Source organism: Flavobacterium sp. WC2509, assembly GCF_052683105.1.
In genome coordinates, this window is the sequence record NZ_JBQZFG010000001.1 from 3,917,875 (window position 1) to 3,931,955 (window position 14,081).

Here is a 14,081-nt window from a genome sequence, read left to right on the forward strand (position 1 = left end):
ATAACTTTTTGTAATGCAAGGAAGACCTAACAGTTTTTAAAAACTGTTGGGTCCAAATTGCAAAATAAAAGAATTCTATTTCAGCTTCTGATTCTGATTCGCATGCCCCCAAAGAAATTATTAAACCAATCATATGGAAAAAAAACAGCTTTTAAATTTTGTAGAATCTCTTTTGAGAATGATGTCTTTTAGACTTCTTGCTTTTGCAGTTTTGACTCTTTTGACAGTGCAACCTGCTTTTGCCCAGAAATGGAATGTGATAGGGGATGAAACCAGTATCTCTGCAGTTGCTTCTTACTTCACATCAATTACCGTTGTGGATGATGTGCCTTATGTTGCTTATGTTGAAGGTAACGTAAGCGGAGGAACATCTAGAGTAAAAAAAAGAAACACAGATGGGACCTGGTCTCAAGTAGGGACTAATAATCCGTTTGCTGCTACTCAGGTAACATACATTCGAATATTCAACGACAATACAGGTAAGCTCTATGTTGGAGCTGTAGATAAAACTGGCGGTTTGTTATCTGTTGCCACTTTAGATGGAAATAATGCATGGGTGAGAACGAATATTTCTACAAATTCGGTAGCCTACACTGGCCCTTCCGATACAAGATTTGATATTGCATTTGATAGTAATAACATACCTTATATTGGGTATTCAGAACGTATCAGTACCACATCAGGTTATCCTTGGGTGAAGCGTTTGGTTAATGGAGTATGGGAAACTGCCGGTACAGGAGCTGTTCAATCAACAGACACTTATGCAGCAGCGGTTGATATTGCAATTGATTCTAGCAATGTTCCTTACTTGGTATATATTAATCAAGTTTATAATGCTACTACTCCATCACCAATAAAAGCGTATCGTTATATTAGTAACAATTGGGAAAGCATATCACCTCCAAGCCCTGTAGTATCTACATCAACTCTTACTGCTCGTTATAGCAGTATTACAATAGACAGTGATAATAATCCTGAAATTTGTTATTTTAATTCATCTAATAATAGTAAATCTACTATCGTTCGTTACAATAAAGCGATATCTGGTTGGGATTCTCCAGTTACTACAAGTACAAGAGATGCTAACAGTTTATACTTGATTACAGATACTGCAGGAAATTTATATAATATTTTTGCGGATGCATTAATTGGTAATGGTTTATCCAGTTCGGTAAGGGTATTTAAAAAACCAAGTGGAGGTAATGCTTTTGCTGAATTAGAAAATCTTCCTGTAACTTCACCATCAGGTATTGGTATTGATGCTACTGGAGATAATTCTACTACAGCGAGAACTCCTAAAATTGCAAACCTCTCTATTGCTGTAGGAAGTGATACTACAACGCCTTATATAATATATACAAAAACAAATTCAGGAGGTATTGTAACCCCTGTCGTTCGTCTTTTTGCGCCATCTGATCCAACTAATGTTAGAATTGCTGATACCGGAACCACAGTAGTTTTGAACAACGGAATTGTTAAGGCTACCATTACCAAAGCTAGTGGAACGGTTACTAGTCTTATTTACAACGGACTTGAAATGATTCAGGGTGGTTATGGTGGTGGCTCCATTTATTGGAGTTGGAATATGCCTATTTATCAAAATCCATCCGGATGTACGTATTCCTTAATCACAGATCCAAGTTCTAATAACTTCAATTCAGCTGAAATAAAATTACATATGACTTGGGATGGTACTACCACTACAGCTGCTATGGATGTAGATATTTATTATTCACTTCAGAGAAATGTTTCTGGATTATATGCATCAGCAACGCTTTCGCATCCAGCTAATTATCCAGCTCTTCCTGGTGGGGAATGGAGAATGGCAAGTTATCCAAATCCAAGATTCGATTGGTTGAGTGTAGATGACCTACGCAACCGAAAGATGGCAAGCGGGACTGATCTTTTAAACGCAGCAGCAGTAACAGGTGCTCCTCCTGAAATTACGAGGTTAACAACGGGTATTTACAAAGACAAATACGAATGCAAATATGATTACAGTGCTGATTTTGGTGCTATTGATACTTGGGGATGGAGCAGTACGGCTGATAATGTAGGTTTATGGATGACAGCGCCAAGTAAAGAATATTACCCTGGAGGTCCTATGAAGAGAGAATTAATGGGACATGTTAATCCCGTTTTGTTGAATATGTTGGGAGGAACCCATTATGAACAAGGAAATGAAACTGCAGTTGCCGCTGGTGAAAATTGGCAAAAAAACTATGGTCCATTTTTGATTTATTGTAACAAAGTAGCTGCTGGTACTGCAAATGCATCTATCGCTTTGTGGGAAGATGCAAAAACACAAGCCAAAACAGAACAAGCAGCATGGCCTTATAGCTGGCACAATGATTCTGCTTATGTAAAAGAAAGCGGTCGTGGTACGGTTATGGGTAAATTAGTTATTAATGATGCAAGTAATCCATCTGCATCTGCTGCCGATACTTGGGTAGGGCTTGGGATTCCTCCATCTGGTAGCAGTAGTACAACTGATTTTGAAGATTGGAGCAAAAATTACCAATTCTGGGTAAAAACAGATGCTAGTGGAAACTTTACCATTCCTCACGTATTACCAGGTACTTATAGTTTATTCGCATTTGGCCCAGGTGCAGCAGGACAACTTTCTTTGGCTAATTATGCAACAGTAACTGCGGCAAATACAACTATGTTAGGAAATGTAAACTGGGTTCCAACAAGAGTAGCACCTACGGTTTGGGAAATTGGGAAACCAGATAGAAATGCCATGGAATTTAAACATGGTAATGATTGGTGGACAAGTAATACGTATCCTGATGAACGTTATGGAATTTTTATGAATTATCCGCTTGAATTTCCGAACGATGTAAACTTTACTATTGGGCAAAGTAATATCGCCACCGACTGGAACTTTGTACATCCTTACAATAAAAGTATTAATAGTACTTCGCCAAAATGGAATGTTAATTTCAATTTAGCTACTGCACCAACTACTGGATCCAATGCTTCGGTATATGTAGGTTTGGCAGCCAATTTCAGTGCAGCATTAATTCTTACTGTAAATGGTACAAATGTAACTGTACCTACAACAGGTTTCGCACCAGGTAACAACAGTAATGCTATGATTCGTAAAGGAATTCACGGTGCTTTTGCAGATACTCGTATTACTTTTCCAGCCAGTTATCTTAAAGCAGGTACGAATCAAATCACTTTTACCTTAAGAGTTACGGGAAGTGCAACCAGTGGAGAAGTAATGTATGATTATGTGAGATTAGAAGCTACTGGAACCACTTTGGGAGTTGATTCCTTTGAAAAAACAACTTTGGTTAGAGCTTATCCAAATCCAACTAGTAATATAGTAACAATAGACATACCTGAAACGACTGTTTTAGAGAAAATAATGGTATACAATAGTTTAGGACAATTAGTTACTACTGTATCTAAAAATACAGTTTCACTAGAAAGTTTGAATAGCGGTAATTATTACTTTTTAATCATTACATCTGCAGGAAAGTATGTTGAAAAGATTATCAAGCTTTAAATTGTTTTCAGTAGCGATGAGAACTATTTATTAACAAATAAAATTAGCTACAATTGAGTCCTCATGGTGCTCATCATACAATAAAGTATTAGTTCTATAACGATCAGAATTGATCTTGTAATCATAGAATTGATACAATTACTTAAATATATTATAATGAAAAAATTATCAATTATTATTGCCTTTTGTTGTACAACATTCCTTTTTGCCCAGAATGACAATGTTCGAATAAACCAACTTTTTAATTTTGGTTGGAAATTCAAAGCTGGTGAAATCAAGAATGCACAAGATCTAACTTTCAATGACAGTGACTGGCGCAAGCTAGATTTGCCACATGATTTTCAGTTTGATCAACCCTGGGATAAAACAGCTAATAAAGGACGTGGATTTAAAACATTAGGTGTTGGCTGGTATCGTAAAACATTCAAAGTAGATCCAAAATGGACTGGTAAACAGATAGTAATAGATTTTGAAGGTATTATGCTATCAGGTGAAGTTTGGGTAAACGGAAAGAAAATTGGTGGCACAGGTTATGGTTATCTTGGTTTTGATGCAGATATTTCTAATGTTATAAAATATGACGCTGACAATGTAGTTGCCGTACGGGCAACTACTGAGGGTGGTTCCCGTTGGTATACAGGGGGCGGATTGTTTCGCGATGTGCATTTGGTAGTAAAAGATCCAGTTTCTATTGCACGTCATGGTATTTTTATAACAACCCCAAATATTTCTGATAAAAATGCTGAGGTTAGTGTACAAGTGGAAGTGGCTGGAATTAAAAAGAAAGAATATGACTTAGAGATCATTACAAAGATTTTTTCTCCAGATGGAAAACAAGTAGGCGAAACTAAAACGATGGCTCCTAAAAAGTCAAATCTTGGTGAAGTTGAAGTTCCATTGCCAAAGGTTAATATCGTTAATCCTCAGCTTTGGTCTTGCGAAACGCCTAATCTTTATTCTGCCGAAGTTGTATTGATATTAAATGGTAAAGTAATTGATAAAATCACTAAAAAATTTGGAATTCGTACCATTGAGTTCTCCAAAGAATTTGGATTAAAATTGAATGGAAAAAAGGTCTTTCTTAAAGGGGTTGCCAATCATGATGATTTGGGAGCTGTTGGTGTAGCTGCTCATAAAACGGCGATTGCCAGAATGATGGATCAATTAAAAGCCTTTGGTTTTAATCACATACGTACTTCACACAATCCTTATTCAGAGTCATTTTTTGATCTTGCTGATGAAAAAGGGATTTTAGTTGTAGATGAATTATACGACAAATGGGGTAGTCAAACTGCTTGGGCGGGAAGTACTCCATGGAATGATATATGGTACAACAATATAAAAGAATGGATTAAGCGTGACCGAAATCATCCTTCGGTTATTATGTGGAGTTTTGGAAATGAATTACAATTTCAGGAAGAAAGATGGAATTGGCCAACAACTGATTGGGGGGTAACCACCTATCGAATTATGGATGTGGTAGCAAAACGTTACGATCCAACCCGCAAGACCACAGTTGCTATGTATCCTGCCCGTGCTGGAGGTATTATTAAAGCTGATCCAGATTTCAAAATTCAAAGTAATATAGTTCCTCCTGAATTGGCAACAGTAACTGATGTTGCCAGTTTCAATTATACTTGGGAGGATTACCAAGAGTATCTAAAGCATGCACCTGATATGATTATTTATCAAAGTGAAGCTGTAACGAATGAGTTGGCAGCACCTTACTTTGGAATGGACAGAGATAAAATGGTTGGATTGGCTTATTGGGGTGGAATCGAATATTGGGGTGAATCTCAAGGTTGGCCTAGAAAAGGTTGGAATTATTCATTTTTCAATCATTCAATGGAGCCTTTTCCACAAGCATGGCTAACAAAAAGTATTTTCAAAGACGAACCCTTGGTTTATATCGGTGTGGTAGACAGCGAAGGGGAATCGAAGATGTGGAATGATCAGTTAGTGGGACAAAAAGTTATTTCGGCACATTGGAATCGTACAGAAGGAAGTAAATATAATTTGTACACCTATACCAATGCTGATGAAGTAGAATTATTGGTGAATGGAAAATCTATTGGGGTACAAAAAAATAGTACTGAAGTAAAAAAACGCAATACTATTTATTGGAAAGATGTTCCATATACAGCTGGTAAAATTACAGCAATCGCTAGAAAAGGAGGAAAAGAAGTAGCTCGCCATGAATTAGAGACAACAGGAGAAGCGGTTGCATTAGTATTAGAAACTGAAAATGCAAATTGGAAAGCAGATGGTATGGATCTACAATATGTAAAAGTATATGCTGTTGACAGTAAAGGACGTAAAGTACCAACTGCATCTGGAGAAGTAACTTTTGATGTAAATGGAACAGCAAGTATAATTGCTGTGGATAATGGTGATCATTTAAGCGATGATTTATTTGACGGCAACAAAAAGAACCTTTACAAAGGTTTTGCGATGGCTATTTTACGTTCAGGACAAAAAGCAGGAACCGTAAAATTGAAAGTTACAGCTTCAGGATTGAAAGGAATTGAGAAGACCTTAACAGTAAAATAAAATTTAAATGTTTTAGTACCACAATTTACTTAATGAACGATACTAATTAAACACTGGTGCGAAAAACATTTTATAAATAAAAATAAACCATGAAAACATTATTAAGATTACCTAACCTGTTGAAACTTACTTTAGTTTTTCTGATAGCTTTAGTGTTTCAAAACTGTACTCAGGAAAACATAAAAGAAAGAACCGATCAAACTCTTAATATAACTGATTATTTAAGAGCCAATCCAGATTATTCCATGTTTTTAGAAATTCTGGATATTACTAATTATTCATCTTTTATGAATACTTACGGTACATATACTTTGTTTCTCCCAACTAATGATGCAATAAAGCAATATTTGACAGATGTAGGCGCTAGCTCATTAAGTCAAGTGCCATTGAAAGATTTACAAAATTTAGTTAAACTTCATATTTTAGAAAAGAAAATTGGTACAACTTCTTTTACTGATGGTAAGATAGTAGTACCAAGTATGTATGGGCAATATTTAATAACTGGAGCAGCGAACATCAATGGAGTTTCCTATTCGACTGTCAATAAAACATCAAATGTTTTAGCAGGGAATATAGAGGCAGGTAATGGAGTGATTCATATTATTGATAAAGTATTAAGAGTTGCCGATAGAACCTTGACACAAACCATTGAAACAGATCCTAATTTATCCTTATTTACCGAAATTTTAAAAGCTACTGGATGGTATGATAAATTAAATCAACCTATTACTTATGATAGTAATAAAGTAGGTAGTTATTTAACAGTATTAGCCCAAGCAAATGAGGTGTTTGAAAATACTACATGGAAGATACCTGGGACAAATACAATAATTAAATTAAATACCTTAGATAATTTAAAACTAAGATATAGTCATTTACATGATCCACTAAATCCTGCGGATAGTTTAAATTTATTTGTACAATACCATATTGTACCTAAATTAAATTACCAAGCCGATTTTGCTACTACTGCTACATTTGAAACTAAAGTACCTCTTGAGATTATTAGTTCTAAATTAATTAAAGGGACTATACATTTAAATCAGGATGTATTTGATGGAGTATTTGAAGAAGGTGTTGCTATTGTAAGAAGTCCAAGTGATGCTACTTGTTCAAATGGAGTATTGCATTATTTAGATAAAAACTTGCAAATGAAAAAACGAGTTCCAATGCCAGTGTATTTTGATGCCTGTGATCAACCGGAATTTGTAATAAATACTAATAGCTATAGAAAACCGGGTGCTGTACAATTTGGTTATGTTGCACCTTTTGTTAACCTTACTTGGGAAGGTGATCAAACAATGAAGATGTTATGGACACCTAATACCACTACTTGGAATGGTGATCAACTGGAAGTTTTTCGTTTTAAACCCGTTGGAGGGCAACAAAATGTTACACTTACTACTCCAATAATTATCAAGGGACGTTATAAAATTTGGGTTTCTTATCGTCAAAATTCTAAAGCTTCCTCTCAAGTAAAAACTTTTTTTGATGGAGTGCAAATGTCGCGAACTATAAATCTTCAAGAGGCTGCTAATCCTATCTCTGGTACTAGCTATGTTACGGACAAAGTTCTAGAGTCACAAGGCTATAAGCGTCCAATGTATCCATTTGTCAATACTTCTATATATTCTAGACTAGTTGGTATTGTAGATATAGCAATAACAGGCAGACACAAAATTACCTTTAATGCAGTGACCGATGGTGGTCAAGCTTGGTTTGACATCATTGAATTCCGTCCTGTAGATATGGATCAGATTTGGCCAAAATTTAAGGCTGGTTTAGCTGGTGCAGGTGGATTAGTTCAAAGAGCAGATGCTCCAAAAGATAATTAAATTGTGTGTTTTAAAATTATTAAAAAACACACAATTTAAAACGAATTAAATAAAAATGACCTTATTAAACATAAGACTAAAAAAAATAATATTGGTAAAATTGGTACTGCTTTTTGCAGTACCAATTCTAGCACAGGAATCGCCAGCCGATAATCTATCTGTTGTGAAAATGGCAGTAACTGAACTAAATATTGTTAATGCTGAAGCTGCTTACGGCAATTTGACGTTGCCTAATAGTATCAACGGTACTACAGTGACTTGGTCTTCTAATAATGAGAAAATTGTTACGGCAAGCGGAGAACTTAACCGACCGAAAAGGCGAGATGCAGAAGTTGTTTTACATGCAACAATTAAGAAAGGAGAAGCAACAGCTTATAAAGATATAACTGTTCATGTTGTAAAAGCATTTAAGAAAGCTGTTAATCAGGCATACCTTTTTGTACATTTTACTTTCACTGAGGAGAAGATTCATTTCAGCCTTTCGAAAGGGAATAATGTGCTGGATTGGCAGGAACTCAACAATGGGAAACCTGTATTTTCTTCAATATTAGGAACAACTGGTTTGCGAGATCCATATATTGTGCGTTCACCAGATGGTGACACGTTCTATTTGATGGCTACTGACCTCAAGTGGTTCAGTAAAGATAAAGGACCTGATCGTAAACGTTATATTCAGGTTTGGGAGTCTCACGATTTAGTAAATTGGTCAGCGCAGAGGGATGTTTTGGTTTCTCCTCCTAATGTACAGAACACATATGCTCCCGAAGCTGTTTGGGACGATTCAATTGGAGCCTACGTAGTCTTTTGGACTTCGAAGCTTGACAATAATAGTTATTACACTCCAATGTATGCCACGACAAGAGACTTTATGACTTTTACTGAAGCTCAAATCTGGCAGGCCGATGAGTGGCGTATTGACTCTACTGTGAAAAAGGTAGGTGATTATTATTATCGCTTTACTAAGTCAATAGATAAAGCACATAACAATTGCCACGACATCGTAGAGGAGCGATCAACGAATCTCCGAGCTCCCCGCAATCAGTGGGAGACAGTCGATTATTGTATTGGTGCCAAGGCTGGATTACCCGAAACCGAAGCACCTTTAGTATTCAAATCGAATCCTAGTGATGTTAATGGTGATTATTACTATTTATGGATGGAGAAGTGGAAACCGAATAAAACCTACGTAGCTTTACGAACCAAAAGTTTTGAGAACCCGAAGTGGGAAGTTGTTCCAATCAATTTTCCTACCCCACTACCCAAACATGGTGTGATTCTGCCAATCACTAAAGGTGAAGCGAAGGTGTTGACTGATGCATATCCTACTGTGAAAAAGGTTGAGTCTGTACATTGAGGTCTTTGGAAATTGTTGATTAAAGATGGTAATTTTTATCATCTTTAATCTATTGTTAACCTAACATCACCAAAATAACAATTGTAATGAAAAAAATCCTGATCTTATTGTCAGCAGCTGTAATGGCTATCACTTTAACTAGTACTACTCAAAATTCAACTTCCGCTAAACGTTATTTAATAACTGAATTTGGAGCTAAAGGTGATAGTATTACTTTAAATACAAAAGAGATACAAAACTGCATTAATCAATGTAGTGCTGATGGTGGAGGTACAGTTGTCATTCCTAAGGGCGTGTTTACAAGCGGTGCTATCTTCTTGAAAAAAGGTGTAAACCTGCTTGTAGAAAAGAATGGAAAACTCAAAGGATCTACTGCATCAGAAGACTATCCGGAGGTAGCCACGCGCTGGGAAGGAGTAGAAAAAAATTGGATTGCAGCTTTAATTAATGCTATTGATCTGCAAAAAATTGAAATAAGTGGAGAAGGAACTATTGACGGTTCGGGTGAAGCTTGGACACAACGAGGTCTTGAACTTGTTAAGCAACAACCAGCGGGAGGCCCCCGCATAAGTCTAACTGCTCTTTTGCCCAGGCCCCGTTTAATGAGTATCCAGAATTGTGATAAAATTACAATTAAAGATCTTAATCTACGTAACCAAGCTTCATGGGGGCTTTTTGTATTGTATAGCACAGATGTAGAAATAGAAAACCTAAATATTAGGTCTGCGCATAATATTCCAAGTTCGGATGGGATTGATATCGATTCTAGTAATAAAATTCATGTTACAGGTACATTTATAGATGTAAACGATGATTGCATTTCGATTAAATCGGGTAGGGATGAGGATGGTTGGCGTGTTAACCGCCCAGCTGAAGACATTTTAATTGAAAAAAGTCATTTTGCGTATGGACATGGTGGTGTTGCCATCGGTAGCGAAATGTCGGGAGGTATCCGCAATGTTGAAATTAGGAATTGTTTGGTAGACTCTCAAAACTGGGCTCCTATAAGGTTTAAAACGCAGCCCAGTCGTGGAGGTGTGGTCGAAAATATCACTTACCGAAACATCAAACTCAATAATACCCGTAAGGCATTCGAATTTGATATGGCATGGCGTATGATTGACTCCAAGCCAGCAACTAGAGCCTTGCCTATTGTGCGTAATGTTAAAATTATTAATGTTTCTGGTACGACAGATGTGGTGGGTAACATGAGCGGATTGGAAGGAAGTCCTATTCAGGGAGTGCAATTTGAAAATTGTAATATTAAAGCACAAAAAGGGTTCACTATTAAATATGCTAATAATGTGGCTCTTTCGGGACTAACGATTACGGGGGTAAGTGGAGAGACTATAATTCGCAAAGAAATCAAAGAAAATTAATTTTTCTCCTTGACAGTTAGTAATAAAATCGAATTGATATTAAAAAAATAAATAGATGACAAAACCATTTTATGGTACTGTATTAATATGTATTACAGTATTTTGTAGCTTGCCTAGTTTTGCCCAAACTGGCCAAACTTCATTAAAACAGATTAGAAGTGAATTTGCTCAAGGGTCGGATTCTGCTCGTACAAAACTTTGGTGGTTTCATGGTGAAACAGAAACAACTAAAGAAGGAATTACTGCCGATTTGGAGGCATTTAAGCGCGAAGGTGTTGGCGGAGTGGTTTATTATGACCAACAACATGGTAAAGGAGAGCATGCTTTAGCTGCTTTCTCACCAATATGGTGGGGTATGTTCCGATTTGCAGCTTCAGAAGCAAAACGGTTGGGATTAACATTTGAAACACATTTGTCCAACGGATATGTTTCCGGTGGTCCTTGGATTACAGAAGATTTAAGTATGCAGCGTCTTGACGCCACCGATACATTGATCAAAGGAGGCCAACACTTTAATGCCAAACTTCCTATCATTAAAAGCAAATCGGGAATTGTACGCGATGTGGCTGTTTTGGCATTTCCTGTTCCTGAAGGAAACTGGGAAACAAGCCTGAACCAGCTTCCTAAATTATCTAGCAATATTACACAATTGAATGTTAATACAGTAGTATTTCCAAAGGATAATAAACTAATTAGTATTCCTTCCCAATCAGCAGGAGCTTCGGTATATATTAATTTTGAATTCAATAAATTTTTTACGGCGCGCAGTATTACCTATCGTGTTCGCGCAAGGGGTAAATCAAGAACAGGAGCTATGAACATGCCGGGCCCTTCTTCTGAAGACTTTTATGGATATGGCTATGTAAAACAACCCGATTTAGGACAGTTAGAGGTTTCTGAAGATGGTATAACCTATACCAAAGTTTGTGATTTGAAACCTATGTATGAGTCTCCGACTTGGAACCAAAGAACAATCTCTTTTGTACCTGTTAAAGGAAAATATTTCCGACTTAATTTGCATGACTGGAATAACCCAAAAGATGCTGGACAGGACATGCCCTTTGGTAGTGTGGTTCTTTCAGCACAGGCAAAAACGGATCAATGGGAAGAAAAAGCAGGGCTAAACTCCGAATATATTGAGAAAGACTTAACCCCCAATTATTCTAAATCCGAATCTATTGATCCTAAAAAGATAGTGGATCTGACTGCTAAAATGGATAAAAATGGACAACTGGATTGGAAAGTTCCTTCCGGAAAATGGGTTATTATGCGTTTCATTCGTGTACCGATTGGAGTAAAAACGAAACATGGTCGTGCGAATTTAATTGGATTGGAGAGCGATAAACTTTCGGCTGAAGCGACTAAATTACAATGGAACAGTTATTTTAAAGTAATGTCCGATTCTTTAAAAAAAGTTGGGATTCCGTTAACTGGCCTGCATATGGATAGCCACGAAGCTGGTTCCCAAAACTGGACACCAGGATATGAAACGAAATTTAAAGAGCGACGCGGCTATGATATTCACAAATATCTTCCTGCTTTAGCTGGCTATATTGTTGGCTCAAAAGAAGAAACTGACGGTTTTCTTTATGACATGCGACTTACCCTTTCCGATCTGGTTTCTGATGAATATTTTGGTACATTAGATAGTTTATGCCGACAAGCTGGAGTAGTTTTTACAGGACAAGCAGTAGGTAACGGACTTACGATTTCAGCGGATAACTTTAGAGCTAAAGGCCGTGTAGAAAAACCTCAAGGTGAATTCTGGGCATACCAAACTCATGGTAGTTATGATGTTAAGGAAACTTCATCTGCAGCTCATATCTATGGAAAGCCAATTGCCTCGGCAGAAGCTTTCACCGATCTGAGATTTAGCCAGTCATTGGCAGATGCAAAGAATGTGGCTGATTATGCTTATGCTTTTGGTTCACAGGAATTTGTTGTTTGTGCTTCGGCTTATCAGCCTTGGTTAGACAAAATTCCAGGAAGTACCGGTGGAGGTAGACAATATGTACTAAACAGAAACAATACCTATTGGAACTATAGCCGTCCATTTTGGGATTATCAGGCAAGATGCGCAGGATTGATGCGTAATGGAAAATCAGTGGCTGATTTGTGTATTTATTTGGGAGAAAATGCACCAGTAAAATTGCTAGCGAATCGCTTGCCGGAAATTCCAGAAGGATATGATTTTGATGTAACTACCGAAGAAGGATTACTTAATCGAATGTCAGCAAAAGATGGTCGTATTGTACTTCCTGATGGGGTGAGCTATCAGATACTGATACTTGAACCGAAGGCTGATATTTCATTAGCTGCTTTACGCCAGATTGCAAAATTAGCAAAGGATGGTGTTCCTGTTTATGGTTCACGCCCTAGCAAATCAGGCTCTTTAAATGATGCAGCTTTTGCAAAAGAATATCAGGATTTGGTAAATCAACTTTGGGGAAAAGAAGAAGCGGGAATTAAAATATTTGGAAAAGGTAAAGTATATTGGGGAATGCCCCTAGCCGAAGTATTGGCAAAACAAGGTATTCAACCAGATGCTGGATTTAAAAGCGGGAATACAGTTACCGATAAGGTATATTTTGCACATCGTAATTTAGGAGATACGGATATCTACTTTTTTAACAATCATAGCAAAAAAGTTTTTAAGGATGCCATTCGTTTACGCACCACTGCTACTACTGCTGAATATTGGGATCCGACAACTGGTCAGCAATATATTCTTCCCGTTGCAGCTTCTGGTAAAGATGGCCTCCTACTAAATATTGTTTTACAGTCTAACGAATCCGGCTTCATTGTTGTTACTAATGAGGTCTCATCTTCACTTTCAACTAAATTGAATGGGCAAGAAGAAAAAGCTTCACCTATAGAAGGAGAATGGAAAGTATCTTTTGATTCAAAATGGGGTGGCCCTGGCGAAGTTACTTTTAATAACTTAACAGACTGGACACAAAATACTGATGAACGAATCAAATACTATTCTGGAACTGCAGTGTATAAAAAAAGCATTCAATTAGATAAAGCTGTTTCGGGTGAACAAGTATTGCTACGTTTTCCACAATTGGGCTCTATTGCCCGAGTCTTAATTAATGGCACAGCTGTTTCTACCGTTTGGTGTAGTCCATGGGAAGCAGATATAACAGAATATATTAAGAAAGGTGAAAATACACTTGAAATTCAGGTTGTAAATTCATTAAATAATCGAATGGTGGGGGATGCATCACTACCTCAAGAGAAACGTTTTACTTTTTCTTATCCTGAAATTGCGTCAGCTAAAGATCGTTTAGTTCCTTCAGGTATTATCGATAAAGTATTGCTTGTGAAACGATCAAAATAGGTGTTTTAAAATTTAAAAAAGGAAAAAATATTATTTTCAAACAAAAGCTTTGTAAAACTCTTTGTGTACTTTATGGTTAAAAAGATTCTTTATAAAAATGTTT

At 36.8% G+C, this 14,081-nt stretch carries 6 protein-coding genes; all 6 read left to right on the top strand.

Going from position 1 to position 14,081, the window contains the following annotated elements:
• The first annotated feature begins 133 nt into the window (after positions 1–133).
• The 6 genes from ACUN3A_RS16380 to ACUN3A_RS16405 all read left to right on the top strand — a co-directional run bounded on the left by ACUN3A_RS16380 (position 134) and on the right by ACUN3A_RS16405 (position 13,978).
• A complete protein-coding gene (locus ACUN3A_RS16380) occupies positions 134–3,517 on the top strand; it encodes a polysaccharide lyase family protein (RefSeq protein ID WP_445552359.1) in 3,384 nt (1,127 codons plus the stop codon).
• A 156-nt stretch (positions 3,518–3,673) separates the two neighbouring features.
• On the top strand, positions 3,674–6,067 hold the full coding sequence (locus tag ACUN3A_RS16385) for a glycoside hydrolase family 2 TIM barrel-domain containing protein (RefSeq protein WP_445552360.1): 2,394 nt from the start codon (positions 3,674–3,676) through the stop codon (positions 6,065–6,067).
• Between the two features lie 89 nt (positions 6,068–6,156).
• The gene (locus ACUN3A_RS16390) at positions 6,157–7,902 is read left to right on the top strand and encodes a fasciclin domain-containing protein (protein WP_445552361.1); all 1,746 of its coding nucleotides are present in this window, start codon (positions 6,157–6,159) and stop codon (positions 7,900–7,902) included.
• A gap of 55 nt (positions 7,903–7,957) precedes the next feature.
• Positions 7,958–9,256: an immunoglobulin-like domain-containing protein gene (locus ACUN3A_RS16395; RefSeq protein ID WP_445552362.1), complete on the top strand. Its 1,299-nt coding sequence runs from the start codon at positions 7,958–7,960 to the stop codon at positions 9,254–9,256.
• Between the two features lie 86 nt (positions 9,257–9,342).
• Positions 9,343–10,635: a glycoside hydrolase family 28 protein gene (locus ACUN3A_RS16400; RefSeq protein WP_445552363.1), complete on the top strand. Its 1,293-nt coding sequence runs from the start codon at positions 9,343–9,345 to the stop codon at positions 10,633–10,635.
• A 55-nt stretch (positions 10,636–10,690) separates the two neighbouring features.
• A complete protein-coding gene (locus ACUN3A_RS16405; protein ID WP_445552364.1) occupies positions 10,691–13,978 on the top strand; it encodes a glycosyl hydrolase in 3,288 nt (1,095 codons plus the stop codon).
• The last annotated feature ends 103 nt before the right edge of the window (positions 13,979–14,081 follow it).

Coding starts and splice junctions, on each gene's coding strand:
- ACUN3A_RS16395 (WP_445552362.1), top strand. CDS start 7,958: ATGACCTTATTAAACATAAGACTAAAAAAAATAATATTGGTAAAATTG.
- ACUN3A_RS16390 (WP_445552361.1), top strand. CDS start 6,157: ATGAAAACATTATTAAGATTACCTAACCTGTTGAAACTTACTTTAGTT.
- ACUN3A_RS16400 (WP_445552363.1), top strand. CDS start 9,343: ATGAAAAAAATCCTGATCTTATTGTCAGCAGCTGTAATGGCTATCACT.
- ACUN3A_RS16405 (WP_445552364.1), top strand. CDS start 10,691: ATGACAAAACCATTTTATGGTACTGTATTAATATGTATTACAGTATTT.
- ACUN3A_RS16380 (WP_445552359.1), top strand. CDS start 134: ATGGAAAAAAAACAGCTTTTAAATTTTGTAGAATCTCTTTTGAGAATG.
- ACUN3A_RS16385 (WP_445552360.1), top strand. CDS start 3,674: ATGAAAAAATTATCAATTATTATTGCCTTTTGTTGTACAACATTCCTT.